A 26,729-nucleotide genomic window follows, 5' to 3' on the forward strand; every position below is an offset into this window, starting at 1 on the left:
TGAGTAACTATGGACAGATAGTATGGACAGACAGTCAACCGTGGTTGGCCCGCCCCTTTTGCGCCTGTAGCTCAGTGGACTAGAGCACGTGGCTACGGACCACGGTGTCGGGAGTTCAAATCTCTCCAGGCGCGTTTTGGCCCCAGACAGCTTCCGTCTGGGGTATTTACCGTCCCTTGGTTTCGCCAGAACTTGTGCTAGGATTACCCCTATCAAGTCCGCCTTGATGCAGGCGTAGGGAGCCCGAGGATCATGTTTGAACGCTTTACAGAAAAAGCCATCAAGGTGATCATGCTGGCCCAAGAAGAAGCCAGACGGTTAGGTCACAATTTCGTTGGCACCGAGCAAATTTTGTTGGGGTTAATCGGCGAGGGCACTGGGGTCGCCGCCAAAGTTCTCAAGTCCATGGGAGTGAACTTGAAGGACGCCCGCATTGAAGTCGAGAAAATTATCGGTCGGGGATCCGGTTTTGTGGCCGTCGAGATCCCTTTCACTCCCCGCGCCAAGCGAGTGCTGGAACTCTCCCTAGAAGAGGCCCGCCAGCTCGGCCACAACTACATTGGCACTGAGCACCTGCTCCTGGGCCTGATCCGAGAAGGGGAAGGGGTGGCAGCCCGCGTCTTGGAAAACCTGGGGGTGGATCTGTCCAAGGTGCGCACCCAGGTGATCCGCATGTTGGGCGAGACTGCCGAAGTGACGGCAGGGGGGGGATCCTCCAGTCGCACCAAAACGCCCACCCTGGACGAATTCGGCTCCAACCTCACCCAACTGGCCCAGGAGGGCAAGCTGGATCCGGTGGTCGGTCGGACGCGGGAGATCGAGCGGGTGATCCAGATCCTGGGCCGCCGCACCAAGAACAACCCCGTCCTCATTGGCGAGCCGGGGGTAGGCAAAACTGCCATTGCCGAAGGCTTGGCCCAGCGCATTGTGCAGGGGGATGTGCCGGATATTTTGGCCGACAAGCGGGTGATCAGCCTGGATATTGGTTTGCTGGTGGCCGGCACCAAGTACCGCGGCGAGTTTGAAGAGCGCCTCAAGAAAATCATGGATGAGATCCGCAATGCCGGCAACATCATCCTGGTCATCGACGAGGTACATACCCTGATCGGGGCCGGGGCTGCCGAAGGGGCGATTGATGCCGCCAACATCCTCAAGCCTGCTTTGGCCCGCGGCGAGCTGCAGTGCATCGGCGCCACCACCCTGGATGAGTACCGCAAGCACATCGAGCGGGATGCTGCTCTGGAGCGCCGCTTCCAGCCCATCATGGTGGGCGAGCCGACGGTCTCCGAGACCATCGAGATCCTGTTTGGCTTGCGGGAGCGCTACGAGCAGCACCACAAGCTGAAGATCTCCGATGCCGCCTTGGATGCGGCAGCCAAGCTGGCCGACCAGTACATCTCCGACCGGTTCTTGCCAGATAAGGCCATCGATTTGATCGACGAGGCTGCTTCGCGGGTGCGCCTGATCAACTCTCAACTGCCCCCGGCGGCCCGGGAGCTGGATCAAGAGTTGCGGCGAGTGCTCAAGGAGAAAGACGCTGCGGTGCGGGCCCAGAACTTCGACAAGGCTGGTGAGCTGCGGGATCGGGAGATGGAGATCAAGCAGCAGATCCGCGCCATTGCCGCTGCTAAGAAGGCGGAAGAAAGCAGCCGCAGCGAGATGCCCGAAGTAACCGAAGAGGACGTGGCCCAAGTGGTCAGCGCCTGGACGGGGGTGCCGGTGGCCAAGCTGACCGAGAGCGAGTCAGTGAAGCTGCTGAACATGGAAGAAACCCTGCACCAGCGCATCATCGGCCAAGACGAAGCGGTGCGGGCGATCTCCCGGGCCATCCGCCGCGCTCGGGTGGGGCTGAAAAATCCCAACCGCCCCATCGCCAGCTTCATCTTCTCCGGCCCAACAGGGGTGGGCAAAACCGAGCTGACCAAGGCTTTGGCAGCCTACTTCTTCGGCTCCGAGTCAGCCATGATCCGCCTCGACATGTCGGAATACATGGAGCGGCACACGGTCAGCAAGCTGATCGGATCCCCGCCGGGGTATGTGGGCTACAACGAGGGAGGTCAGCTCACCGAGGCGGTACGCCGTCGCCCCTACACGGTGGTGCTCTTCGACGAGATCGAGAAGGCGCACCCGGATGTGTTTAACCTGTTGTTGCAGATCCTGGAGGATGGCCGCCTGACCGATGCCAAAGGCCGCACGGTGGACTTCAAGAACACCTTGTTGGTGATGACCTCCAACATCGGCTCGAAGGTGATCGAGAAGGGCGGTGGCAGCCTCGGCTTCGAGTTCAACACCAACGACGAGGATGCCAACTACAACCGCATCCGCAACCTGGTGAACGAGGAGCTGAAGCAGTACTTCCGTCCGGAGTTCCTCAACCGCGTGGACGAGATCATCGTCTTCCGGCAACTGACCAAGGATGAGGTGAAGCAGATTGCCGACATCCTGCTCAAGGAAGTGTTTGACCGCATGACGGAGAAGAAAATCCGCCTTACGGTCAGCGACCGCTTCAAAGACTTGGTGGTGGAGGAGGGGTATAACCCCAGCTATGGGGCACGCCCGCTGCGCCGCGCCATCCAACGCTTGCTGGAAGACATCCTGGCGGAAGAAATCCTGACCGGGCACGTCCGAGAGGGATCGGAGGTGCTCATCGATGTGGATGAGGAGCGCAAGCCCAAGGTGTTGGTCACGGAGCCGGAGCGGGTTCTCTTGCCTCAAGGGGCGGAGTAAAGCTGGCCTTGGGATCCCCAGGTTCCGGTTGCCCAGACTGCAAGGGATCCGTTGGGATGCTGCGGATCCCTTGTGGTCCTCAAGTGTTGTTTTTCTGGTGTTTTTCAGTTGAACAGACCCAGGCGTAGGAGATCTCTGGCATGGTGCAATCGACCTACTACTACTATGGCGGCGCTCCGGTTCGTACCCCACCCCCAGATTTGGCTTCGCTGCTGCTGCAGGAGCGCATTGTCTACCTGGGCTTGCCCCTTGCAGAGGAGTCGAATGCCAACGTCACCAAGCTGATCATCGAGCAACTGCTGTATCTGCAGTACGAGGATCGGGAAAAGCCGATCAAGATGTACATCAACTCGACGGGCACCTATAACTACGACACAGCGGCCTTTGCCATTCTGGACACCATGAACTACATCAAGCCGCCTGTGCATACTATCTGCATCGGCAATGCCATTGGGATGGCGGCCATGTTATTGGCAGCAGGAGCCAAAGGATTTCGGGCCAGTCTGCCCAATGCCACCATCGTGCTCCATCAACCCTACGGTGGCACCCGCGGACAGGCCAGCGACATTGAAATTCGCACCCGCGAGATTCTGACTTTGCGCAACATGATGCTGGAGCAACTGTCCCGCAGCACGGGCCAGCCTATGGAGCGCATCAAGAAGGACACGGAGCGGCTATTTTTCATGACACCAGAGGAAGCCAAAGCCTACGGCCTCATCGATCAGGTGCTGACCAGTTCCAAAGTCTTGCCGAGGTTGGCAGCAGCCAAAAACTGAAGCAGAGGGATCCGTCGATGGTTCAAGTTCCCGTACAGCCTTTGACGGTGGGGGAGTACCTACGCCTCACGGACGGGCTTTATGAAGGACGGGTTGAACCTGAAGACGGGTCCATTCGGGAAGCCGAGGAGCGTATGAACACCCTCATTGAGCTGTTTCTGGTTGCGGAATTGCCCAAGTTTTTGCCCATCCAACGCCTGAGCTTGGGCCAAGTTGAGGTCGAAGTGCCCGCAGCCAAGGCTCGGTTTCGCAACCCAGATGTGATGGTTTTGCATCCCGCTCATGTGAGCTTGCTGGGAAACGGTCGCGGAACCATTCGGCTGCCCATGCCCCCGCCGCTGCTGGTGGAGGAGGTGGTTTGCCCCGGAGTGGACCATGAAAAACGCGATGATCAAGACAAGCGCAAAGATTATGCTGCCCGTGGGATCCCAGTGGATCCAGCCAAGCAGTCCGTTTCCGCGGTGCGCTGGGTTGGCGGAGAATACGAAGGCGAGGTCAAAACTGGATCTGGACGCATTGTTTCCTCGGTTTTGCCCCAGCTGGATTTGAGCGCGGAAGATATCTTACAAGCGCGTCGTTCTGTGTTTCATACTTTGCCAGGAGAAACTTATGCCGATTGGAGTGCCTCGGGTTCCCTACCGTTTGCCCGGCGAGCCCTATAGCCAGTGGATTAGCCTTGACGATCGCCTGTACCAAGAGCGGATTTTGTTTATCGGCGAGCCCATTGACGATAGCTTGGCCAATACCATCGTGGGGGTGATGCTCTACCTCAACTCGCAGGATCCGCAAAAGGACATTGTGATGTACATCAATTCTCCCGGTGGCTCTGTGACGGCGGGCATGGCCATCTACGACACCATGAACCACATCAAGCCAGATATCGTTACGGTTTGCGTGGGCCAAGCGGCTTCAATGGGAGCCTTTTTGCTGGCTGCCGGCACTAAGGGAAAACGGTTTGCCCTGCCCCACTCCCGTATCATGCTTCACCAACCTTCCCTGGGCACAATCCAAGGCCAAGCCAGCGACATTGAAATTCGCGCCCGCGAAACGCTGCGGGTCAAACGGCGCATGAACGAGATCTTGGCACAAACCACCGGCCAGCCGCTGGAGAAAATCGAGCGGGATGTGGAGCGAGACTTTTACCTCTCGGCCACAGAAGCTCAGGCATACGGCATAGTAGACCGGGTGATCCAGGAGCGCTCAGAAGCAATCGCCAGCTAGGATGGCTGGATCCAAAAAATAGCCTGGGCAAGCTCCTGAGTCGGATGTTGAAGAATTGAACCCGCGAGGAATACACCTGGGATCCTTTCATGATCTCACCGTGCCGGTTCTGCGGTGCCGAGAGACGGGCTGAGGTCTTTGGGGTGGCTAGGATTAGGGTGGAGTTAGCCGGGAGATCCGACCAGGTGAACCGACAGCATTGGGCCAGAAGGAGCGGTGGATGGGCCAGTCTGCTGGTGTTCCTGCTGTATCCCCCAGATCAGGCTTTGGCTCTGCCCCCCGCTTCTGAGATCCCTGAGGAGGTGCTGCGGGCGCAGCCAGATTTGCGGGCTCGCTCTCCGGTCGATAATCAGCCCCTCACCGCCGACGAAGCTCTAGAACTCCAGGAAGCCTTGGCAGCTCGGCCCGAAACCGGATCTGTCTCTCCAGAGGTGGAGCGGCTGATCTTTTTGCTCAGGCTGCGCAAAGGGTTTCGAGATCTGTTTCCCTTCCTGTTTTGAAGGTTCAGACCTGAAGAGGAGCCGGTGGGATCCCTTTTTGGTAGCGGTAGGGGCCGGCGCGGGATCCCCAGGTTTGTTGGCCAGTGGCGGCGTCAAAGCCCCGATCCCAGGTGATGAATTCGCTGGGGGTGAGGTCGAACTCGATGTGGATATAGGTGCTATCCCCGGGGTTCAGACGACATTCTCCACCTGGCAGCATTTCGCCGTGGTAGCAGTCTGGGCGCTTTTCCACCAAAATGCGACAGCCGGGCAAATGCTCCAGGTCGGCCAAGGAGAGCTGCGCCAAGCGCTGCGGATCCTGAGAGGCACCTGCCCAAGCTGCTTGATCCCGCAATTTGTAGTTCTCGATCCGCAAGGGATCCCCCAATACCTGGAGCACCCGGCTGCGATAAAACTGGCCCGGCGTGTGCTGGTTAAATTGCTCGGTAAAAAAGCCGATCCCCTCCGAGAACAGGTGGGGAAGGCGCACGTACCAAAGGCTGACCGGCACAAACCACACCGGCTCTGCCATCGCCTGGGCGCGGTTGCTGTAGTAACCCTCCAGCCAATCGGCCAAGGTGTACAAGTCGGAATTGGATTTTTCGTCTACCATAGGGAGCTATGACAAAACTTACCCCCAGCTCTAGCTATAGCATTGCCCTGCGCATTCGCCTGCTCAACCAGCCGGGAGCCCTAGCCCGCGTCACCCAGGCCATTGCGGAAGTGGGAGGCAGCCTCAGCCAGATCGATCTCATCCACCAATCGGCAGCAGAAACGGTGCGAGAAATCTGTGTAGATGCCGTCAGCAGCGAGCATGCTCAGCAAATTTACGCCGCCGTTGCCTCCTTGGCCAATGTGAAGGTGGAGCGGGTGGTGGACCGCACCTTTGAGCTGCACCGCGGGGGAAAGCTGCAGGTGGTGGCCAAAAGCCCCCTGGAGAGCGCCGCCGATCTGGCCATGGCCTACACGCCGGGGGTGGGGCGGGTTTCCCTAGAAATTGCTGCCAACCCCGCCGCGGTCTATGAGTACACCATCAAGGGCAACAGTGTAGGCATTGTAACCGATGGCAGTGCGGTGCTGGGCTTGGGGAATGTCGGCCCGGAGGCAGCTTTGCCGGTGATGGAGGGGAAGGCGGCGCTGTTCAAGCGCTTTGCCGATATCGATGCCTTTCCTCTGTGCCTGGCCACTCAGGAGGTGGGGGAAATTGTAGAGACGGTGGTGCGCCTGGCGCCGGGATTTGGCGGCTTTAACCTGGAAGACATCAGCGCCCCTCGCTGCTTTGCCATTGAGTCTCAGCTCAAGGCCCGCCTCAACCTGCCGGTGTTTCACGACGATCAGCACGGCACCGCCATTGTGGTGCTGGCGGCGCTGCTGAATGCCCTGAAAGTGGTGAAAAAGAGCCTAGACGAGGTGCGCATTGTCCTCAACGGGGCCGGGGCAGCCGGCATTGCCGTGACGCAACTGCTGCGGCGGGCCGGGGCAGCCCACATCCTGGTCTGCGACCGCCAAGGGATCCTCAGCCGCTCCCGTTCCGATCTCACCCCCGAGAAGGCGGCCATTGCCGTCGAGGAGAAGGGATCCCTGGCGGAAGCCTTGGTGGGAGCGGATGTGTTTATTGGGGTGAGCGTGGCCAATGCCCTGACAGTGGAGATGGTAGAAAAAATGGCACCGGATCCCATCCTGTTTGCTTTGGCCAATCCGGTGCCGGAGATTCAGCCCGAGCTGGTGAGCGATCAGGTGGCGGTGATGGCCACTGGGCGGAGCGACTACCCCAACCAGATCAACAACGTGCTGGCCTTTCCCGGCGTGTTTCGGGGAGCGCTCGATTGCCGGGCCAAGCAGATCAACACCGAGATGTGTGTGGCTGCCGCTCAAGCCATTGCGGCTTTGATCCCTGCCGAAGAGTTGGATCCCCAGTGGATCATCCCCTCGGTCTTCGACGGGCGGGTGGTTCCTCAGGTGGCCGCTGCGGTAATCCAGGCTGCCCGCCAAACCGGCGTGGCCGGGATCCCTTGAGGGCTACCTAGGGCACCAGGTGACAAGCCACAAAATGCCCCGCGCTCACCTCGCGAAATGCCGGGGGTGGATCTTGACGGCACGCCTCTGTTACCCAAGGGCAGCGGGTGTGGAAGTTGCATCCTTTGGGCGGGTTGACCGGGCTAGGCACATCGCCCTTGAGGATGATCCGCTTGCGCCTGGCTTCCACTTCCGGGTCGGGAATGGGAACTGCCGAGAGCAGTGCCTGGGTATAGGGATGGAGAGGATTTTGGTAAATCTCGTCGCGATCCGCCAGCTCCACCACCTTGCCCAAGTACATCACCGCCACCCGGTCGGAAATGTGGCGCACCACGCTCAGGTCATGGGCGATGAACAGATAGGTGAGGCCGAACTGCTCTTGCAAAGACTGCAGCAAGTTAATCACCTGGGCCTGAATCGACACGTCCAAAGCCGAGATCGGCTCATCACAGACAATAAAATCCGGCTTCAAAGCCAAGGCACGGGCAATGACAATCCGCTGCCGTTGCCCGCCCGAAAACTCGTGGGGATAGCGGTTGACAAAGTTGGCATTGAGGCCGACCACCTCCAGCAGCTCCCTGACTCGCTCCTGCTGCGCTTTGCCCCCGGCCACCCTAAAGACTGTCAGGGGCTCCCCCACAATTGCCCCCACCGTCTGGCGGGGATTCAGAGCGGCATAGGGATCCTGAAACACCATCTGCATGCGTTGCCGCATGCGGCGCAGCTCTTCCGGGCTGAGCTGGGTCAGATCGACACCCCCAAAATACACGTTCCCGGCGGTGGGCCGATATAACTGCAAAATGGCTCGCCCAAGGGTGCTCTTGCCACAGCCCGATTCTCCCACCAGCCCCAGGGTTTCTCCCCGCCGCACCGCAAAACTCACCCCATCCACCGCCTTGACGGATCCCACCTGTCGTTGCAGGATTAGCCCCCGCCGAATGGGAAAATGCACTTTTAGGTTTTCGACGCGCACCAAGGTGGCTTGGCCGGTCTCAGGTGGGCAAGCATCGACAGAGGCGCTGGCCGGGAAAGAAGGGGGGTCAACCATGGGCCGTCCTCTCCAGCGATTCACCGTTCCCACCGACACCGGCCACTGACCGCAGATGGGCTTTTCCTTCCGGCTTTACCCAGCAAGCCACCGCATGCTGGGATCCAACGGACTCCAGCTCTGGATTTTCGCTCCAGCAGCGGTCGATGACGAAGCGACAACGGGCCGTAAACGGACAACCCTTGGGATAGTTGACCAAATCCGGGGGCATGCCCTCAATGGGCTGCAGCTTTTCGCGGCGGCGCTCATCCAGGCGGGGGATGCTCTGCAGCAGGCCGATGGTGTAGGGATGACGGGGATTTTTGTAAAGCTGGTGCAACGGAGCTTCTTCCACAATCTGGCCGGCGTACATAACCAAGATCCGGTCGGCCAGGCCCGCCAAAAAGGCCAAATCATGGGTAATCCAGATAATCGCCATGCCGATCTCCTCGCGCAAGGCTTTGATCAACTCCACAATCTGGGCTTGGATCGTCACATCCAAGGCGGTGGTGGGCTCATCGGCAATCAACAGCTTTGGGCCGCAGGACAGGCCCATGGCAATCATCACCCGCTGCCGCATCCCCCCGGAGAATTGGTGGGGATAGTGATCCACCCGCTCGGCTGCTGCCGGGATCCCAACCATTTGTAACAGTTCAATAGTCCGCTGCCGTGCTTGGGCAGGAGTCATGCCCAGGTGCAACTGCAGAGCCTCGGCAATTTGTTGGCCCACTCGCAAGACAGGGTTCAAGGAGGTCATGGGGTCTTGAAAGATCATGGCGATCTGGTTGCCCCGGATGCGCCGCATTTCCGATTCTTTCAGCTTGAGCAGGTCTTGGCCGGCAAACAGCACCTCGCCCCCCACAATTTTGCCCGGCGGTGTTGGGATCAGCCGCATCACCGAGAGCATGGTGACACTTTTGCCGGATCCCGATTCCCCCACAATGCCCAGAGTTTCCCCCTCGTCCACGTGAAAGCTGGAACCGTTGACGGCCTTCACCACTCCATCCTGGGTATAGAACCGCGTTTCCAGCCGCCATACTTCTAACAATCGCGCCATGCTCCTGGGATCCTTGTCACCGCTACAGCAAAGGAAAAGGATTTCCCCTTATATGGCGAATTTTTCCAGAAAAATCCAGCATCCCTTAGAACCATTTAGACACAAACCAATTCAAGCTCAATCCCGACCGAGTTCAAGTCCAACCCTAAAGAGGAGCAGCACCTAAGGGTTGACGAAACCCTGCCACCATTCTTGCTCATCTCTACAGACATTTGCGTATCCATTTGCACCAAACGGGGGAACCCCATTCCCAGCAATCCAACCCTCTAGGGCTCTGCAAGCGGGATCTGGCAATACTGTGTAACGAATTACAGAAAAATCCCGTCCATCTGCTACCTTGCTGAAACCTAAACCTAAAAGAGGTCTTGATTGAGGCAAACCCTCATCCAACAAAGTTGACCTCAATCGGACCGCCGGGGGGGAACCTTACCCGGTTCTTGCCAGTCAAAGGCTGAAAATCTCTGGGATGACTTGGAGGCCATAGCGCCAGTCCCCTAGCTGAGTCTGTTTACAAGAGGTAAGTGTAAATGTCTTTTCATCCTTTCCAACGTCTGAGACTGCGGTTGGTCAAGCTGCGGCTGTGGTTGGTTCCCCTGTTTGTGGTGGGAGGGTTGCTGGTTCACCAGCATTGGATACCCGTCCAGGCCCAAGCCGACGACACCCTGCGGTTGCTGTACTGGCAAGCGCCAACTCTGCTTAACCCTCACCTCTCCACAGGAACCAAAGACTTTGAAGCCAGCCGCTTGGTCTATGAGCCTCTGGCCAGCTTTGATGCCCGTGGTGAAATGGTGCCTTTTTTGGCAGCAGAAATCCCCAGCATTGAAAACGGCGGCGTTGCCAAAGATCTGACCTCTGTCACCTGGAAGTTGAAGAGCGGGGTCACTTGGGCGGATGGAGAACCCTTCACCGCTGAAGATGTGGTCTTCACCTACGAGTACGTTTCCAACCCAGAAGTGGGGGCGATTACCTCCGAATACTATGCCGATGTTGCCTCGGTGGAAGCTGTGGATCCGACCACGGTGAAAATCACCTTCAAAAAGCCGACGGTGGCTTGGTTTGTGCCCTTTGTCGGCAGCAACGGCATGATCATTCCCAAACATATCTTCAAAGACTACAACGGCCCTAACTCCCGCGAGGCCCCTGCCAACCTGGCCCCCATTGGCACTGGCCCCTACATTACCGAAGAGGTGAGGCCAGAGGATGTGATCGTCTATGTGGCCAACAAGAACTTTCGGGAAGAGGGCAAGCCCTTCTTCAAGCGCGTGGAATTGAAGGGAGGTGGAGATGCCACCTCTGCGGCACGGGCGGTGCTGCAAACCGGCGATGCCGACTATGCCTGGAACACCCAGGTAGAAGCTGCAGTGCTCGCTCAGCTAGAGGCTACAGGCATTGGTCGGGTCATTCCCAAGCCTGGCCCGAGCATGGAGCGGATCGTTATCAATTTCTCCGACCCCAACGTAGAGAAAGAGTAGAGAAAGACGGGCAACGCTCCCACAAGGATGTGCCCCATCCGTTCCTGACGGACTTGAACGTGCGCAAAGCCCTGAGCCTGGCTGTGGATCGGCAAACCATCGCCGATCAGATCTACGGCGTGGCCGGTACCCCCACCAATGACTACGTGTTATCTCCCGAAAACCTGCGGGCCAACGCTCCCTGGGAATTCAACCTGGAGAAAGCTGCAGCGCTGCTGGATGAAGCCGGTTGGGTAGATAGCAACAACAACGGCATTCGGGACAAAGGTGGTGTAGAGATGCGCATGGTTTTCCAAACCTCTGTTAACCCGGTGCGCCAGAAAACTCAGGAGATCATCAAGCAAGACTTCAGCAAGATCGGCATCGACCTGGAGCTGAAGAGCATCGATGCCAGCATCTTCTTCGACAGCGAACCCAACAACCCCGACAACCTGGGCCACTTCTACGCTGACCTACAGATGTACACCACTGGCAACGATAACCCGGATCCGACGAGTTACCTGCGCCGTTACCTTTGCGAGGAGATTGCCCAGAAAGAAAACAACTGGGCCAAGTCCAACGACTCCCGCTATTGCAACCCCACCTACGACGCCATGTTTGCCGAGCTGGTGGCGATGACCGATGCCAAAGAACGGGAGGAGCAGATCAAGAAAATGAACAACTTCCTGACAGTAGAAGATGTGGCGGTGATTCCTTTGATCGACCGCTCCAGCCCGGCGGCAGCGGCCAACAGCCTGGAAGGGATCGATCTCACCCCCTGGGATCTGGAACCTTGGAACATCAAAGATTGGACTCGCAAGTCCTAGGGGATCCTGTCGGGGAGGGGCGGGGGTGAGGGAGGGATCCCTTGCCTCTTTTTTTCCTCTCTGGGCAAGAAAGGCTTTCCCCTAACATTTTGCTGCCAACATCCCTACCATGATGGCATTGCTTTCATTTTTGTCTCTTTGTTTTTATGACGCGCTACTTGATTAATCGCCTGTTGATCTCCATTCCCACCTTGCTGGCCATCAGCATCGTGGTGTTTGCCATCTTGGCTTTGGCACCTGGGGATCCCATGGCAGAATTTGCCACCAATCCTGCCATCACTGCGGAAGTACGGGAGAACATTCGCCGTTCTTTGGGGCTAGATCAGCCGATTTACATCCGCTATGTGAAGTGGCTGTGGGCTTTTATGCAGGGGGATATGGGCTTTTCTTTTACCAGCCGCAGCCCCGTGTTGAACTTGATTTTGCAACGGTTGCCCACCACTCTTTGGATAGTTGGCACTGCATATATTATTGGCGCATTGCTGGCGGTGCCTTTGGGCGTGATCTCTGCCCTGAAGCGCTACACCCTCTTCGACCAAGTGGTGACGACGCTGGCTTTTGTTGGCTTTTCCTTGCCCACCTTTTTTACGGGTATTTTGTTCATCATCATTTTCAGTGTGCAACTGCGCTGGTTCCCCTTCATCTACAACAGCACGCTGCGGGTAACCGATTGGGCAAGTTTTGTGGCCCAGGTGCGCCAATCGATCATGCCTGTGACAGTCTTGGTGTTGTTCCAGGCAGCGGTGCTGATGCGCTTTGTGCGAGCCTCAATGCTGGAGCAAATGAACCGGGATTACGTGCGGACGGCCAGGGCCAAAGGCTTGCAAGAATGGGTGGTGGTGAATCGGCACATTTTGCGCAATGCCTTGATCCCGGTGGTAACCCTGGTGGCCCTGGATATTCCATCCGTGTTTACCGGAGCGCTGGTTACAGAGCAGATTTTTCGCGTACCTGGGATCGGCGCTTTGTTGGTGGATTCCATCTTCCGGGGCGATACGCCGGTGGTGATGGCCATCACCTTTATCTACGCCATCTTGATCGTGATTTTCAATTTGGTGGCGGATATTCTCTACAGCATTTTGGATCCGCGGGTGCAGTATACCCGCTAGGGATCCGGCTCTTCAACAATCTTTCACCCTCAAACTTCTAGAGGTGTCCGATGTCTGCTTCGATCCCTGCTCCCCCTCAAGCCAACGTTCAGGAACGCCCCCCGCGTACCCTGTGGGGGGATGCCTGGCAGCGCTTTCGTCGGGATAGGCTGGCCCTGTTTGGGACGGCCACCTTGCTGCTCATCATCTTGGGATGTGTGGTGGGCCCGCTGATCTACACAGCTTCCCCCAGCCAGATCGACTTTTCTCGTTCTCAACTGCCCCCCAGTTGGGCCCATCCCTTTGGCACCAACGACCTGGGACAAGATGTCTTGGCGCGGGTGTTGCGCGGCGGGCGAGTATCGCTTTCAGTGGGCATTACCTCAATGCTGGTGGCCATTACGATGGGCACCTTGATCGGGGCGATATCGGGGTTTTATGGGGGTTGGATCGATGTGGCCCTGATGCGGTTTACGGATTTGTTTCTCTCCTTGCCGCAATTGCCGCTGTTGTTGTTGGTGATCTTTCTGTTTCGAGAGAGCTTGCGACGCTTGGCAGGGCCAGAAACGGGGATTTTTATCCTGGTGGTGCTGGTGATCGGCAGCTTGAATTGGATGTCGGTGGCGCGGCTGGTACGGGCCAGCTTCTTGAGCGTGCGGGAAATGGATTTTGTCTTGGCGGCTCGCGCCATTGGGGCTCCGGCCCGTCGGCTGATCTGGGTGCATATTTTCCCCAATGTGCTCAGCCCTGTGATTGTGGCGGCGACGCTATCAGTAGGGACGGCGATCATCACCGAGTCAACGCTGAGCTTCTTGGGGCTGGGGTTCCCGCCGGATGTGCCCACTTGGGGCAGATTGCTCTTCGATGCCCGCAATTACCTGGAGCAAGCGCCCCACATGGCCTTCTTCCCCGGACTGATGATTTTTTTGACCGTGCTGAGCATCAATTTTGTCGGGGATGGATTGCGAGATGCCTTGGATCCGCAAATGCGGCAACGGTGAAGTTCGTTGTTTTTCCTTCTGATTTTTTGAAACTTAACAAAGCTCCAAAGGACTCCTCCTCAAAATATTATACCATATAGAATTTTTGTATTTCTTTCACGGTTCTGGCATCAGCGGTTATCCTTAGTTCCAACTCCTTCTCGCCCAACGCTCTCTGTTGTCATGGCTAAGCCCTTTAACGTCCACATCGTTACTGCTCTCGCGGCTGCCGCCATTGCCTCTCTGCCTCAGCCAGCTTTTAGGAGAGCTCTCACGGTGGCTCTTGTAGCAGGAGCTGGCAGTGTAGCGGCTCAGAAAGTAGAGCGTAACAAATCACTGGCAGGATCCCAGGCTCAAAGAGGTCAGGTTGTCTTAGAGCTGCCTCGTCCTTCCTTTGAGCAATTTCAGGAAACGGAGGATCAGCTTCTACAGAAGGATGAGGAAACCCAGAGACAGGCACCAGAGCAGCTACGAAGCGCTCAGGCAGAGAACCTGGAACCGGGGAATCAAGCTGCACAAAAAGAGGAAGAGATCCAAAGACTGTTAGTGGATCTGCAAAAATGGCGGCAGTCCGCTACAAATTTGTCTCAGCAAGTTCAGGAAAAAGAGCATCTGCTGCGTAGTAAGCAAGACGAACTTGCACAGCTACAAGCTCGGCTTCAGCAGAGCAATGAGCAAATCCAGGCTCTGAAAGCGCAACTGGCTCAGCAGGCTCATTCGATTGAAAAGCTTCAGCTCCAGGAGCAGAGAATCAGGGATCTCTCTCAGCAAATAGAAGAAAGGAAGCAGCAACTACGCAATTACGAAAGCCAGCTCTCTGAACTACAAGCTCAGCTCCAGCGGAAGAACGAGCAAGTCACAAGCCTGGAAGCTCGGGTAGCTGAGCAAAACTGCCTGATTGAGAAGCTCCAACTCCAAGAGCAAAGAGCCAGGGATCTCTTTCAGCAAATTGAGGAGAAAGAACAGTGGCGGCAAAGTTACGAAAGGCAGCTTTCAGATCTGCGACGCCAGCTTCAACAGAAAGATGAAAAACTACAAGAATTAGAGATAGAACTAGAAGACCGGAACCAAAAGATCAAGAGTCTTGAAGAGGAGAGAGATTTTCTTAATTTAAGTGTAGAAGGTTTTCAAAAGACTCTGTCTGTGCAGTACCAATGCAAAGGGGATAAACGTTACAGAGAGCAGATCTTATCAGAATGTGATATAGTATTAAGGCTAGAAAATGAGAGAGACTTTTACCCACAAGAGGCTAAGAGCTTTATCCTGGAAATTCTACGCAGGGCAATTAACCAAGTGCACCAAGAAAGTCGAGTTCAGCATATCCTTAAAGACTTAATCCAGAGTAACGATGCATGTGAGGGCGACAGTTGCCGCCAAAGCATTAGAGAATTTGTAGACCACTGGTTTTGTGACTACCGAAAATGGAGTAATCGTGCCGAAAAAGAGCTTCAGAATTTTGGTTTTGAGCTTGTTTCAGAATCCCCTCACATCAAGATTTGCTTTTATGGGGATCGACGTTATTTGATTACCCTGTCTAAGACTGCTGGAGATTGGCGTGCCGGTCTTGAAATCGCTCATGATATTCGCAACAAAATCTTCGGCCTATAGACTGAGTAAAGCCGATTGCAGACTTATTTCTCATTCAAAGGATAGAGATCCCACTGGTTACAGACCTTGCCCGAAAAAATCACACTCAGTCTTGATAGGCTGGAGCTGACACCCGAGCGCCAGGGATCCCTGCCATGTTCTACTTACCGGTCTCGCTGTTGTTGTTTGTAGTGCTGTTGCTGCTGCTGCCGCTGGTTTGGTTGGGGTTGGCGGTGGATGTGGTGGCGCTGGCAGTGGGGAAATTGGGCTTTTCCCGAGATGGGGCGTTGTTGCTGCTCTTGGCAGTGCTTGTGGGCAGCTCGGTCAACATTCCCCTCTATCGAGTGAAATGCGAGGTGACGCTGGTGGAGGACTTAGCCAGCCTGTGGATGCGGCAATTCTGGGGGATCCCTTTGGCGAAAATCCCTCAGGAGACGGTAATTGCCTTGAACGTGGGCGGGGGGTTGATCCCGGTGCTCTTGGCCCTATATCAATTTGGGCGGGCCGACAGCGTGCTGATCCTGGCGGTGACTGCGCTGGTAACCTTGGTCAGCTACTATGCTTCCCACGTGGTGCCGGGGATCGGCATTCAAATGAACCCCTTGATTGCCCCGGCTACGGCAGCCTTAGCCGCTCTGTTTTGGGCAGGGGACCAGGCACCGGCAGTGGCCTTTGCTGGTGGAGTTTTGGGCACGGTGATCGGGGCAGATCTCCTGCATCTGCCAGAAGTCCTGCGGCGCAATTGCTCAGGCATTCTCAGCATTGGCGGGGCCGGGGTTTTCGATGGTATTGCCCTCTGTGGCTTGTTTGCCCTGCTGCTGAGCTAAACCAGCAAATAGGTAAGGGAAAGGGTGATGGATTGGGCAGGATCCAGCCAACGCAAGTCGGGATCCCCTTCGGGGGCACGCTGAGTCAACTCCTCGAGGAGCGTTTGCGTCCATTCCAGCGGCCCATTGAGCAACATCGGCGAACGGGCTACCCCCAGCCTGCGGGCCATGGCTTTGAGGGCTTCCAAGCTGGCCGACAGGGGGCGAGTGCTGGCCACAAACAGCAGTTCCGTCAGCCCTTGGGCATGACAGGTGAGCAGGTCGGAGCTCACAGCAGAGCGCAGCTCCCCATCGACTTCCGGCAAGGGTGGCAAAGTTAAACTGCCCTTGGCTTCCAGGCGAAGAGGTGCGGCCAAGTTGTCCTGAGGCGTGGGGGCAAGCAGGTGCAGTTGTCCGGTCGGATCGATCAGCAACAGGTAGCCGTAGAGATCCTGCTCGCTGTTGTTGCGAAGGGTGAGATGCAAGGGATCCCCCCGCATAAACCGCTGCATACCCACCTCAGCAGGAGCAGAGGCTACAGACTGGACAAGGCGTGCTGCCAACGGGGGAGCTTTGGCAGCTTTACCTTTGACGGCCAACTCCGCCACCACTGCCAAGGAAGAGGAAACAGCATTGAGAGTGGTGCGCAAACGTTTGGCAGCCAGCAGATGGGCAAGACGGGGAGCTAACCGCTGGACGGCCATTGCTGCAGCCTCTCCTGCTGGGCCACAGGAATTCAGGAGCAATTCTCGCCCCGGCCAGAACAGGCTGTAGCTGTTCACTTCCAGGGGTTTGAGCAGGGTATCCGACCGAAAAGCAGTGGCCATTTCCGGGGTGATGCGGCCCAACAAACAGTCCACCTGTCGCTCGCGGGGGTTGGCCGTTTCCATCCAGCTGTAGCCGGCAATGGCATTGGTCAGATCCACCTTTTCAATGCGGCCCAGGTTCTCCTCTAGGCCAACCAAAAGCTTGAGCGTGCTGGAGAGGCCGCGCAGCTGCTCCCGCAAAGGTGTGCCCACAGGGGGAAGCTGCCCTTCCGGACTGGCCATCTGAACCTGAGCCAACAGCCCACTGCGAGAACGCATGAGCAGCGGCGTCGGCGAAGAGGCGGAAGGATCGGCGGGAATGGGAACCAAAAGAGTACCCGGCTGCAAACCACACAGGGCCGCCGATGGGATCCCGCCTAACCACACCTGAGCCCGATTTCCCTTCACTTCTTGAACTACCCCGCTGACCCCTGCCGGTGTGGGCATGAGAAAATAGGGGTGGATGTGTCGAGCAGTGTCTTTGCCTTCCAAGGTGGGGCGTTGGCAGGCGAAGAGGCCCAGCTCTCGCCGGCTAACCACTTGGTTAAAGGCCACCAGCAGACGAGTGGCAGGCGTGGTTTCCCACAGGTACTGCGTCAGCAGATAGGTGAGTACCCCAGCATAGAATCCTGGCCAAGCGGCTTCTGCTGCCAAGTCTTGCGGGGTGGTGGCCGAAATCAGCAAGCCCTTGGGCGGAGACGGCCAAACCCGCTGCGGCTCCGAGGAGTCCGAGATCGCGGCTGGGGGACGGGAACGCAGTTGCAAGTTGCCTCGCACCGACGGCGAGACATAGGTAAAGCCACAGTCCAGAAGGGTGGTGATCTGGGCAGTGCCCAAGCCTTCCAAAAGCCGGAAAAAGCTGTCTAGCTCCATTGCTGCCACTCCCTCAGAGCCAGACAACAGCAGCACCGGCTGCCAACAGTTGGGCGCGGATCCCAGCCGCCACTGGCCATAGCCGCTAAACTGCACCACTACCGTTTCAGCCGTGTGACCTTGACCCCCCAAGTGCTCTGCAAAGGCCGATTGGATCCCAGCCGGCGTGGCTGCCCCATCGGTAAGGGTGAGAATGTCTGCCGGGTCAAAACCAAAGCGATAGAGGAGTAGCTCCCGCTGCAACTCCACATCTGTCAAACACCCTTGTAGCGCGGATCCCTCGCCAAGGTAGCGGTTAATACCGATGAGAACAGCCAGCTTGCGGGAGCCAGCCGCCAAAGCTTGCCCATATCGCTCAGCCCGGCCCCTCAACCAGCCAGGGGATAGGCCAAGACCGGCAGCAACCAGGAGGAGTTTTTGCAGAAAAGACCGCCTTTCCATGTTGACCCTCTGGGCTGACCCCCGGCCCAACGACTACCCCATCGGCCAGCGAGCCACAGCTAAACTTTGCACTGGAATCTGTTGCTGCCTATTTCAGGATATCCCCATCCACACAGCTTTTTCCCGAGATCGAGTGACAGTTTTTGGCGTTTTCTTTGCATTCCTTATCAATCAAACCTCCGCTACTTCCCATGGGGATCCCACGGCAGCGCTCTTCTGTCAGACAAGTCCGTCAGACAGGAGGGAAAGTGTGAGGAAGTCAATACTCAGCGGTTCAGGAAATAGGGCAAGCAAGCCCCACGCTCCGGCCAATGGAAGCGGACGAAGGGAACCAAAATGAACCCAGCTATCCCCAGACAGAACAGGCCAAAGTAGAGGTGAAAGACCCCAATCGGAGCGGCTGGTTCTGGGCTTCCTCCTGCCAGGGATCCCAGCGCTAAGGCCAAGAGATTGTTCAAGGCATGAGCCAAGACAGGCAAGGTCAGGGAGCGAGTCTGCAAGTAGAACAGGCCCATCACCAAGCCGAACACCGTCAACCCGACTGGGTTGGGGTGCAGCAGGCCGAACACCACAGAAGAAGCCAGTAGCCCTCTGGAGAGGCCCCACTTGAGGCCCCAGCGGTGTAGCAAGATGCCGCGAAACAGCCACTCCTCCGTTATGGGGGCCACCACCCCAATCGAGAGCCAGCGCAACCCCTGATACACCTGCGGCCAGGCCATTTCTCCATCCTCTTCCCCCAGTGAGTGCAGCATCGACTCCGCCAGCTCCGGCGCAGGCAGGGATACCAGGTAGAGCATCAACAAAGTTGTGCCCAGGGAGAGCACCAGCAAAGCCGGCACCACCCGCAGCAGGGATCCCCAGGGAATAGCAGCCCGCCAGTTGCCCCACAGCCGCCTCATCTGCAGATGGGCTTGCTGCCCCCGCCGCCAGCTCCAAATACAGGTGAGGACAAAAGTGGAGCAATAGACCAGGTAGGCCAGCAGTGGATCATCCGGTGGGAGATGCAACATCTGGGCCAAAGCCACGGCTCCCAAACCCACGCCCAGGTTGATCACCAAGAAGGCCAACAGCACGTGGCGCGCCTTAAGGGCTGCAAATCCGGTCGAACTCGGCTCGGCAGGCGGCAGAGGGGGGGATCCAGACACAAAGGCAGAGATCGCGGTTTTCCCATTTTAGGTTTGGCGGGGATCCCCGTAGGTGGGCTGCTGTCACCTTCTCCGGGAGAGGATGAAGATCCTTTTCTGAAGGTTTGGCCGGCCTTTTCAAGCCCAATCGAGCAGGCCGGTGGCCGCCTCCAAGAGTCGCCAGGCTGAGCCAGCAAGTTAAGATGTGTTACGGAATCCGTTGGGGCATCTATGGGCGCAACACCGGTAGTGACAACAGCAGCGAGGCAGGATGGCTTGGGTTCTGGGGCTGTCTCCATCCCTCCGGCAGATCTGGGGGTGGTTCCTGAGCCAAGCTTGCGTTACGACCCAGAGCAGTTGGCCAAGCAATATCGAGGGCGCTGGGATCTGGTGGTGCGGCGCCTGTTTCAGTTGATCACCCCCTTTTTGGGCTTGTTGGCCTGGGTGTTTTGGGATCGCTGGCGGGGAGTAGAACTGAAGAATCGCCCGAAACATGCGGCCCGGCTACGGGAGATCCTCACGGAATTGGGGCCGACAGCCATCAAAATCGGCCAAGCCCTCTCCACCCGTCCCGATCTGGTTTCGCCCCTGTTTCTGGAGGAACTGGCCAAACTGCAGGATGAGCTGCCCCCCTTTGACAATGCCATCGCTTTTGCCCTCATCGAGTCGGAAATCGGCAAACCCGTAGACAAAATCTTTCGAGAAATCAGCCCCGAGCCGATTGCCGCCGCCAGCTTGGGGCAAGTGTACCAGGCCTACTTGCACAGCGGGGAGAAAGTCGCCGTCAAGGTGCAGCGGCCCGATTTGATCGGGCGCATCTCTCTCGACATGTACATTGTTCGCAGCTTGGCGCTGTGGGCCAAAAAAACTTTCCGCCGCATCCGCAGCGACCTGGTGGGCATCGTCGATGAGTTTGCCGGGCGCCTCTACGAAGAAATGGACTACACGCAGGAGGGCCGCAATGCCGAGCGGTTCCTGGCGCTGTACCGTCACCCCTCCATCTACGCTCCCAAAATTTACTGGGAGTACACCCGCACCAAGGTGCTGACGATGGAGTGGATTGATGGCATCAAGCTGACTCAGGTTGACAAAATCGCTGCTGCGGGGCTGGATGGACGGCACTTGATCGAGATCGGCGTCAATTGCTCCCTCAAGCAGCTTTTGGAAAATGGCTTTTTCCACGCCGATCCCCACCCGGGCAACCTCTTGGCGATGCCGGATGGACGGTTGGCCTATATCGATTTCGGCATGATGAGCACCATCGCGCCCCATCAGCGCTACGGCCTGATCAAGGCGATTGTGCATTTGGTAAACCGAGACTTTGCCGGGCTGGCCCAAGACTACGTGGACTTGGAGTTCCTGGATCCAGATACCGACCTGACTCCCATCATCCCTGCTCTGGAAGCTGTCTTCGCCGAAGCGATGGGCAAATCGGTCTCCGAACTGAATTTCAAGAGCATCACCGATCGGCTCTCGGGGGTGATGTACGACTTTCCCTTTCGAGTTCCCGCCTACTACGCCTTGATCATCCGCTCTTTGCTCACCCTGGAAGGGATCGCCATCGGCCTGGATCCCAACTTTAAGGTGTTGAGCGTGGCCTATCCCTACGTGGCTCAGCGCCTGCTCACCGACCCGGCCCCGGAGCTGCGCGTATCTCTGCGGGAGCTGCTGTTTAACCAGGGGCAATTTCGCTGGAACCGCCTGGAGAACCTGCTGCGCAACGCCGTCAACAGCGAGGATTTTGACCTGCAGGGATCCCTGGAAAAGGCCGTTGATTTTATCTTTTCTGAGCGGGGCGCTTTCCTGCGGGAGCGCCTAGTGGATGTGCTCTTTTCCAGCTCGGGATCCCAGGGTGGCTCAGATGGCTTGGCTCATTTGCAGCGTCTGTGGGAACTCCTCAGCAGCAACCCGAGCTTTCAGCCGCTGCAGCTTCTGCCGATTGTTGCCAAGGTGGCTGCCAAACCGGAAGCTCAACAACTGGGCCGTCAATTGGCCTCCCGCTGGTTGCAACGCTCGGCAGCTCGCCTCATCCGCGACCTGCTATTGCCGGATACAGAAAAGCCCAGTTCACCCTCTTCCCTCAACGGGCGTGGCGGGATCCCTGGGCCAGCAACCTCTGCTTCTACCGCTCAACTTCCCCTTCCGGCCTAGCTCAGGTGCTCTTGGGGGGCAGTATCGCTGTTGGGGTTAACAGAGGCCAGAGCCAGCGTAATCCACTCGGAAAATTCATCGCGGCGGAAAACCTGGGGGCGGGAGCGGGGGCCAAAACGCAGCAGGCTGGGCATGCCGTGCTCCTTGAGTCGAGACTGTAGCCAGGTGCCCACACCGGTTTTGCCATCGTTGGGCATTTCGGTTTGGAAGTCACTGTACATCAACAACAACTGGCTGCGAGATTGGAGCACCGCATTCTCTTGAATTAACTTCGGCAAGGAGAGATGGGTGGCTGAGACTGCCCCTTTGCTCCCTTTGGCCGATTCACGACGACGGTCGCGCGGGCGCGGGTTAGTGCTTTCACGGCTCTTGCGGGTTTTGGGTTCACTAGGCATAGAATCTCCTAAACGACAGAGTGCTCCCCAACGGGGGTTAAAGCGGGAACTCGCAGGCCAAAAGCCGAGCCCGCTGTGAAAGTGGCTCGATGGGTACAGTTCTGGAGAATCGCTGAGAAGAGGGACACCTGCTCTTGAGTAAGCGAAGAAGAACTGCGCTGAGCCGGCACGAAAGGCTGGGATCCCTTCGGCGCAACAGCAGTCCACAGCGGGCCGAGCTCCTGCCAATACATCCAAGGCCTGCCCTTGTTTTTCCTGTCGGAGGCCAGTTTGGCTACCACGAATCCGCAGGGCAAGCAAGCCCGGATATTACCCCTATATTGACTTAAAAATGGACAAGTGGACAGTCCCTGGCCGAGAATTTAGCTGCTGCGGCGGGAGCTTCGGAAGGAACTAGGCTTGCCCGCCGGTGGCGAGTATCGCTGAGCTACGGGAGCAGCCTCCTACTACACCTGGAAGCGGTTGTTGGTGGTGTCCAAAAAGGAGTTTCACTGGCTTACTGAGATACTATGCGCATTGCCATTGTCGGGTTGGGGTTGATTGGCGGATCCCTGGCCCTCAAACTGACCGAAAAGGGATATCCCGTCTGGGGGATAAGCCGCAACCCGGCCACCTGCAAACAGGCTCTGGAACGGGGTGCTGTCCAAGGCTGTGGAACCGAGTTGGCCCAGTTGGCTCGCTTTGATCCGCAAATGGTGCTGATCTGTACCCCTCTGGAGCAGGTGTTGGCCACGCTAGCCGCCCTGTTGCCTTATTTGTCGGCAGAAACCGTGGTGAGCGATGTCGGCTCGGTTAAGCAGCCCATCGTTGCTCCGGCAACCGAATTGTGGCCCTGGTTTGTGGGGGGGCACCCCATGGCCGGCAAAAGCCTGCAAGGGATCCAAGCGGCAGAAGCTGACTTGTTTCGGGGGCGGCCTTACGTGCTCACTCCCATCGCCGAGACCCAACCTCAGGCTCTCGATGCGGTGAAAGAACTGATTGCTGCTGTTGGCGCAGAAGCTGTCCTCACGGATCCCGCACGCCATGACCGAGCGGTGGCCTGGATCAGCCATTTGCCAGTTATGGTCAGCGCCAGTTTGATCGCAGCGGTTAGCCAAGAAGGGGATCCCGCGATTCTGGAATTGGCCCGCACTTTGGCCAGCAGCGGATTCCGCGATACCAGCCGTGTTGGCGGAGGGATCCCGCAATTGGGTTTGGAAATGGCCCGCCACAACCGACAGGCGCTGCTGACTGCCCTGAGCAGCTACCAAGCTCAGCTGCGACAGATAGAGCAGTTGATCGCTGGCGAAAGGTGGGACGAATTGCTCCGGGTGCTGCAACGAGCTCAACAGGAATGGCAGCAGTTCCCCGTCAACCATCCTCGCGGAATTCCTCACAACCTGCGCGGTGGGAATGGATAGCAAAGATATCTTGAACGGGCTCGGGGATCCTTCATGCTACCTTGGGCTTATGTGGACAGATCGAGCTTATGTTGAGCACGGCTCAGCTCTGGCTTTACCACCTAGAACAATGGGCAACTGAGCTGGTGCAGTTTCAACTGCAGCACCTTTCTCCCGTTAGTCTGTTGGTGGTGGGTCTGGCGGGCTTGCTCACCAGTCTTTCCCCCTGCACGCTGTCTATGCTGCCAGTGACCATCGGCTACATCGGCGGCTACACCCCCGCTTCTGAGGAAACGGCTGGGGAAGGGCGGCGGCAAGTTTGGGCTCAATCTTTGGGTTTTGCGGCTGGGGTGGCTTTTACCCTGACCCTGCTGGGTTTGTCGGCAGCTTTGCTGGGTCGCGTTTACGGACAAACCGGATCCTTCGGGCCTGTTGTGGCGGGGGGAATTGCTATTTTGATGGGGCTGAACTTGTTAGAGGTGATCCCCCTGCGTTTTCCCGATGGGTTTAACCGCCTCGAGATTCCCGGAGAATGGCCCAGGCTGGGTCGGGCAGTGTTGCTGGGGTTAACTTTTGGCCTGGTGGCCTCTCCCTGCAGTACGCCGGTTTTGGTGGCTTTGCTGGCCTGGGTTTCCACCACAGGGCAACCCTGGGTAGGAGGCGGGCTGCTGCTGGCTTACGGGCTGGGATTGGCCTTTCCTCTGCTCCTGGCGGGGGTGTTTACCGGGTTGGTGAAGCAACTGTTGGCCCTGCGGCGCTGGTCGGGCTGGCTCACTTATGCCAGTGGGGTGGTGTTGGTGGGGTTCGGCAGCGTAACAATCTTGTCGGCTTGGGCCTAAGGGATCCCTGCTGCTGCAGGCTAAGATGGGGCTACACCTACAGCACCCTGTTGGGGACTGCACCTTGCCTGGCAAGAGCAGCGGTCTGAATCTTAAGCCGACAAACTTCTCATGGTCATATACTCTCTCCCGCTTGCCCGCTGGGCTTCCTCGCTGCGGCGCTACTTTCGTCATGAGCTGCTGCCGCTGCTGGCGGATCTGCGCCTGGCCATTGGCCTTTTGTTGGCAATTGCGGTCTTGAGCGCCACCGGCACGGTGATCGAGCAAGAGGAAACGGCGGCTTTTTATCAGGCTCACTATCCAGAGCATCCGGCCCTGTTTGGCTTTCTCACCTGGCGGGTGATCCTGAGCTTGGGATTGGATCACGTCTACCGCACCCCTTGGTTTCTGGCCATTTTGATCCTGTTCGGCAGCAGCCTTGCCGCCTGTTCCCTGACGCGCCAATGGCCGATGTTGAAGGGGGCCCGCCGTTGGAGCTATCTCACCCGCCCGCAGTCTTTTCAGCGCCTGCCGTTTCGGACGTATCTGCCTCAGCAATCTTTACAAGGTCTGCCGGAGCGGTTGCGCCGACAGGGCTACCTGGTGTTTCAGGAGGGCCATCACCTCTACGCCCGCAAAGGGTTGATCGGCAGGATCGGCCCCATCTTGGTGCATGTCAGTATGCTGCTGATCTTGCTGGGGGCCATTTGGGGCAGCATTGGCGGCTTCAAGGCCCAAGAACTCATTCCCAGCGGCAGCGTGGCTTCCATTCAACACTTGACCGGAGCGGGAGATCTGGCTCGTGCTCACTTGCCCACCTGGCAAATTCGGGCCAATCGCTTCTGGATTGACTACGCTGCCGATGGCCGTGTCAAGCAGTTTTATTCCGACCTCTCGATCTTGGATCAGGGTCAGGAGGTCAAACGTCAGACCATTTCCGTCAACCATCCTCTCTCCTACCGGGGTGTGACCCTCTACCAAGCCGATTGGAGCATCGACAGCATCCGCATCCGCATCAACAACAGCCCCACTTTTCAAATCCCGGTGGTGCCGGTGCGTACCGAGGCAGGCAACAAACTCTGGGGCGCTTTTGTGCCCACCCAGCCGGACATGAGCCAGGGACTCACGCTGCTGCTGCCGGATTTGCAGGGGACAGCCCTGCTCTACGACACTGAAGGGCAATGGATGGGATCCCTGCGCCAAGGCATGAGCTTGGCCCTCGACGAAATCGCTCCCCAACGCTTCCCCAACCCGCTCACTCTGCATCTGGATGAGGTGATCGGCGCTACCGGACTGCAAATTAAATCGGATCCGGGGATCCCTGCGGTGTATCTCGGATTTGGGCTGTTGATGGTGGGGGTGGTGATGAGCTACTTCAGCTACAGCCAAGTCTGGGCCTTGCAAACGGAGACGGGGCTCTACTTGGGGGGCAAAACCAACCGGGCCTTGGTTACTTTCGAGCGAGAATTCGACCGCTTGGTGGAGCAACAAAAGGTCGCCTTCTCTCTTTCCCAGATCCTGGCGGAAGCTGAGATTGGATAGGTGCTGCCTTTTCCTCCGAAACTGAGCTCTATCTCCTGCCCAATAGGGATCCCATGAGGTTGAAAGCCCTCATTTGATTTTCCTTGCCACATCCTAAAGTTCTCTGGAAGGATGTATACAATGCAGGGATCCAGTGGCCAGTCAGGGGGATCCCTTGGGTCGGGCTCATGGCTTGAGTTTGAGGGGATGTTCTCGGGTCATCCAAAGTGAGAGGGAACTTGAGAAAAATGCAAACTACTGTTTCAGTTTCCACACACTTCTCCACATCCGGAAAGCTTGCTTAGAGATTGAGTTAGAGTGTTTCCAGTCGGTTCCTGCAGTATGCTGCCTTTTCAGGAGGGCAAGACATGAAAGTTGGAGATCGGGTGCGGGTGCGTACCAGCGTGATTGTCTATCACCACCCGGAACATCGCAATCAACCTTTTGACCTCAAAGGTATGGAAGGGGAACTGAAGGCCGTGCTTCGAGATTGGAATGGCCGCCCGATCAGCGCCAACTTTCCCTTTCAGGTGCAGTTTGACAACAAGTTCCGTGCGCATCTCCAAGCTGATGAGCTAGAGGTGGTTGAGCCGGCCAACTCTGAAGAGCCCGCCGGGACGGCGGCCTAGTTAAGGCCCAGCAGCGTGCGGTTGGTTTCCAGAATCGGCCTGATCAACTTGGCTTCCTCGGGGGTGAGGTAATTGGCTATCACTTCTTGTAGGAAGCGATAGGTGGCCTCGCAACTGCGTTGGGTGCGGAAGGCCCGCATTAAGGTCTGGAACCAGTAGAGAAATCGATCTTTGTAGCGCTGCTCATCATCCAAGAGCATGGCTAAGGCCGAAAGGCGCAAAACCCGCACGGTGTCAGCCTTCCACTTGTTGCTGAAGTCTTCCACCCCTCGCATGAGCAAGTAGGGATCCAGCGCGCGCATTTTCATCTCCACATCCCGGATGATCTGGGCCTCCGCCGCCTGAATCTTGCGATAGGCGCTCAGGCGAAGGTCAAAGGAGGCTAGGTAGGTCTCCATGAACTGCAGCTCTTCATCCCTGAGATACCGTCCGTCGGCAGCGATGCTCAGTTCGCGCAGTTGAGTCAGCATAGGGATCCCTGGGCAAGCTGGAATGAGAATGGAAAAAACACCACCTATCCTGGCTGACGGCACAGCCTTGGTCCCTCAAT

Annotated in this window: 24 protein-coding genes and 1 tRNA gene; 18 read left to right on the top strand and 7 right to left on the bottom strand. The window is 57.5% G+C overall.

Features of this window, described 5'->3' with window-relative positions:
* The first annotated feature begins 60 nt into the window (after positions 1 to 60).
* The 6 genes from NW816_RS00250 (at position 61) to NW816_RS00275 (ending at position 5,224) form a co-directional block, all read left to right on the top strand.
* Positions 61 to 134, top strand: a tRNA-Arg gene (locus NW816_RS00250).
* A 118-nt stretch (positions 135 to 252) separates the two neighbouring features.
* The gene (locus NW816_RS00255) at positions 253 to 2,727 is read left to right on the top strand and encodes an ATP-dependent Clp protease ATP-binding subunit (protein WP_414407833.1); all 2,475 of its coding nucleotides are present in this window, start codon (positions 253 to 255) and stop codon (positions 2,725 to 2,727) included.
* Between the two features lie 140 nt (positions 2,728 to 2,867).
* A complete protein-coding gene (locus NW816_RS00260; protein ID WP_414381174.1) occupies positions 2,868 to 3,503 on the top strand; it encodes an ATP-dependent Clp protease proteolytic subunit in 636 nt (211 codons plus the stop codon).
* 17 nt (positions 3,504 to 3,520) lie between these two features.
* Positions 3,521 to 4,165, top strand: a complete 645-nt coding sequence (locus NW816_RS00265; protein ID WP_414407834.1) for a Uma2 family endonuclease — start codon at positions 3,521 to 3,523, stop codon at positions 4,163 to 4,165.
* Positions 4,113 to 4,724, top strand: a complete 612-nt coding sequence (locus NW816_RS00270) for an ATP-dependent Clp protease proteolytic subunit (protein WP_414381170.1) — start codon at positions 4,113 to 4,115, stop codon at positions 4,722 to 4,724. The genes NW816_RS00265 and NW816_RS00270 overlap by 53 nt, the downstream gene beginning before the upstream one ends.
* An 89-nt stretch (positions 4,725 to 4,813) precedes the next feature.
* The gene (locus tag NW816_RS00275; protein WP_414407835.1) at positions 4,814 to 5,224 is read left to right on the top strand and encodes a hypothetical protein; all 411 of its coding nucleotides are present in this window, start codon (positions 4,814 to 4,816) and stop codon (positions 5,222 to 5,224) included.
* A gap of 4 nt (positions 5,225 to 5,228) precedes the next feature.
* On the opposite strand, the gene NW816_RS00280 is transcribed toward NW816_RS00275, so the two are convergent.
* Entirely contained in the window at positions 5,229 to 5,816 is a 588-nt protein-coding gene (locus NW816_RS00280; RefSeq protein ID WP_414381167.1) for a chromophore lyase CpcT/CpeT, read from the bottom strand.
* A gap of 8 nt (positions 5,817 to 5,824) precedes the next feature.
* Here NW816_RS00280 and NW816_RS00285 point away from each other — a divergent pair, with 8 nt between their 5' ends.
* Positions 5,825 to 7,219 carry a malic enzyme-like NAD(P)-binding protein gene (locus tag NW816_RS00285; protein WP_414407836.1) on the top strand — a complete coding sequence of 465 codons (1,395 nt, stop codon included), beginning with the start codon at positions 5,825 to 5,827 and terminating at the stop codon, positions 7,217 to 7,219.
* Positions 7,220 to 7,226: 7 nt separating this feature from the next.
* On the opposite strand, the gene NW816_RS00290 is transcribed toward NW816_RS00285, so the two are convergent.
* On the bottom strand, positions 7,227 to 8,267 hold the full coding sequence (locus NW816_RS00290; protein ID WP_414358327.1) for an ABC transporter ATP-binding protein: 1,041 nt from the start codon (positions 8,265 to 8,267) through the stop codon (positions 7,227 to 7,229).
* Positions 8,260 to 9,303, bottom strand: a complete 1,044-nt coding sequence (locus NW816_RS00295; protein ID WP_414407837.1) for an ABC transporter ATP-binding protein — start codon at positions 9,301 to 9,303, stop codon at positions 8,260 to 8,262. Before NW816_RS00295 ends, NW816_RS00290 begins: the two co-directional genes overlap by 8 nt.
* Before the next feature lie 527 nt (positions 9,304 to 9,830).
* Here NW816_RS00295 and NW816_RS00300 point away from each other — a divergent pair.
* The 6 genes from NW816_RS00300 (at position 9,831) to NW816_RS00325 (ending at position 16,063) form a co-directional block, all read left to right on the top strand.
* Positions 9,831 to 10,775, top strand: coding sequence for a peptide ABC transporter substrate-binding protein (locus NW816_RS00300; protein ID WP_414407838.1), 945 nt, complete (start codon positions 9,831 to 9,833; stop codon positions 10,773 to 10,775).
* Positions 10,776 to 10,804: 29 nt separating this feature from the next.
* Positions 10,805 to 11,581, top strand: a complete 777-nt coding sequence (locus NW816_RS00305) for an ABC transporter substrate-binding protein (RefSeq protein WP_414407839.1) — start codon at positions 10,805 to 10,807, stop codon at positions 11,579 to 11,581.
* 146 nt (positions 11,582 to 11,727) lie between these two features.
* Entirely contained in the window at positions 11,728 to 12,690 is a 963-nt protein-coding gene (locus NW816_RS00310; RefSeq protein ID WP_414358333.1) for an ABC transporter permease, read from the top strand.
* A 50-nt stretch (positions 12,691 to 12,740) separates the two neighbouring features.
* Positions 12,741 to 13,670, top strand: a complete 930-nt coding sequence (locus NW816_RS00315) for an ABC transporter permease (RefSeq protein ID WP_414407840.1) — start codon at positions 12,741 to 12,743, stop codon at positions 13,668 to 13,670.
* 162 nt (positions 13,671 to 13,832) lie between these two features.
* Entirely contained in the window at positions 13,833 to 15,257 is a 1,425-nt protein-coding gene (locus NW816_RS00320; RefSeq protein WP_414374240.1) for a hypothetical protein, read from the top strand.
* 134 nt (positions 15,258 to 15,391) lie between these two features.
* A complete protein-coding gene (locus NW816_RS00325) occupies positions 15,392 to 16,063 on the top strand; it encodes a DUF1614 domain-containing protein (RefSeq protein ID WP_414358440.1) in 672 nt (223 codons plus the stop codon).
* Here the strand turns inward: NW816_RS00325 and NW816_RS00330 are convergent.
* Positions 16,060 to 18,162, bottom strand: coding sequence for a caspase family protein (locus NW816_RS00330; RefSeq protein WP_414407841.1), 2,103 nt, complete (start codon positions 18,160 to 18,162; stop codon positions 16,060 to 16,062). The two genes, NW816_RS00325 and NW816_RS00330, sit on opposite strands and share 4 nt — an antisense overlap.
* A 266-nt stretch (positions 18,163 to 18,428) precedes the next feature.
* A complete protein-coding gene (locus NW816_RS00335; protein WP_414407842.1) occupies positions 18,429 to 19,307 on the bottom strand; it encodes a lysostaphin resistance A-like protein in 879 nt (292 codons plus the stop codon).
* 210 nt (positions 19,308 to 19,517) lie between these two features.
* Here NW816_RS00335 and NW816_RS00340 point away from each other — a divergent pair, with 210 nt between their 5' ends.
* Complete coding sequence (locus tag NW816_RS00340) at positions 19,518 to 21,437, top strand: ABC1 kinase family protein (RefSeq protein ID WP_414407843.1); 1,920 nt, start codon at positions 19,518 to 19,520, stop codon at positions 21,435 to 21,437.
* Here the strand turns inward: NW816_RS00340 and NW816_RS00345 are convergent.
* Complete coding sequence (locus NW816_RS00345) at positions 21,434 to 21,832, bottom strand: hypothetical protein (protein ID WP_414330450.1); 399 nt, start codon at positions 21,830 to 21,832, stop codon at positions 21,434 to 21,436. The two genes, NW816_RS00340 and NW816_RS00345, sit on opposite strands and share 4 nt — an antisense overlap.
* 509 nt (positions 21,833 to 22,341) lie before the next feature.
* On the opposite strand from NW816_RS00345, the gene NW816_RS00350 reads away from it, so the two are divergent.
* The 4 genes from NW816_RS00350 to NW816_RS00365 all read left to right on the top strand — a co-directional run bounded on the left by NW816_RS00350 (position 22,342) and on the right by NW816_RS00365 (position 26,179).
* Entirely contained in the window at positions 22,342 to 23,232 is an 891-nt protein-coding gene (locus NW816_RS00350; RefSeq protein ID WP_414407844.1) for a prephenate/arogenate dehydrogenase, read from the top strand.
* A gap of 68 nt (positions 23,233 to 23,300) precedes the next feature.
* Entirely contained in the window at positions 23,301 to 24,050 is a 750-nt protein-coding gene (locus NW816_RS00355; protein ID WP_414407845.1) for a cytochrome c biogenesis protein CcdA, read from the top strand.
* 111 nt (positions 24,051 to 24,161) lie between these two features.
* Entirely contained in the window at positions 24,162 to 25,571 is a 1,410-nt protein-coding gene (locus NW816_RS00360) for a cytochrome c biogenesis protein (RefSeq protein ID WP_414407846.1), read from the top strand.
* Positions 25,572 to 25,918: 347 nt separating this feature from the next.
* A complete protein-coding gene (locus tag NW816_RS00365; protein ID WP_414332109.1) occupies positions 25,919 to 26,179 on the top strand; it encodes a ferredoxin-thioredoxin reductase variable chain in 261 nt (86 codons plus the stop codon).
* Here the strand turns inward: NW816_RS00365 and NW816_RS00370 are convergent.
* Complete coding sequence (locus NW816_RS00370) at positions 26,176 to 26,649, bottom strand: phycobilisome protein (RefSeq protein ID WP_414407847.1); 474 nt, start codon at positions 26,647 to 26,649, stop codon at positions 26,176 to 26,178. The genes NW816_RS00365 and NW816_RS00370 overlap by 4 nt on opposite strands.
* Between the last annotated feature and the right edge of the window lie 80 nt (positions 26,650 to 26,729).

Origin of the sequence: Synechococcus sp. W55.1, from assembly GCF_047461655.1 — a bacterium.
GTDB lineage: Bacteria > Cyanobacteriota > Cyanobacteriia > Thermostichales > Thermostichaceae > Thermostichus.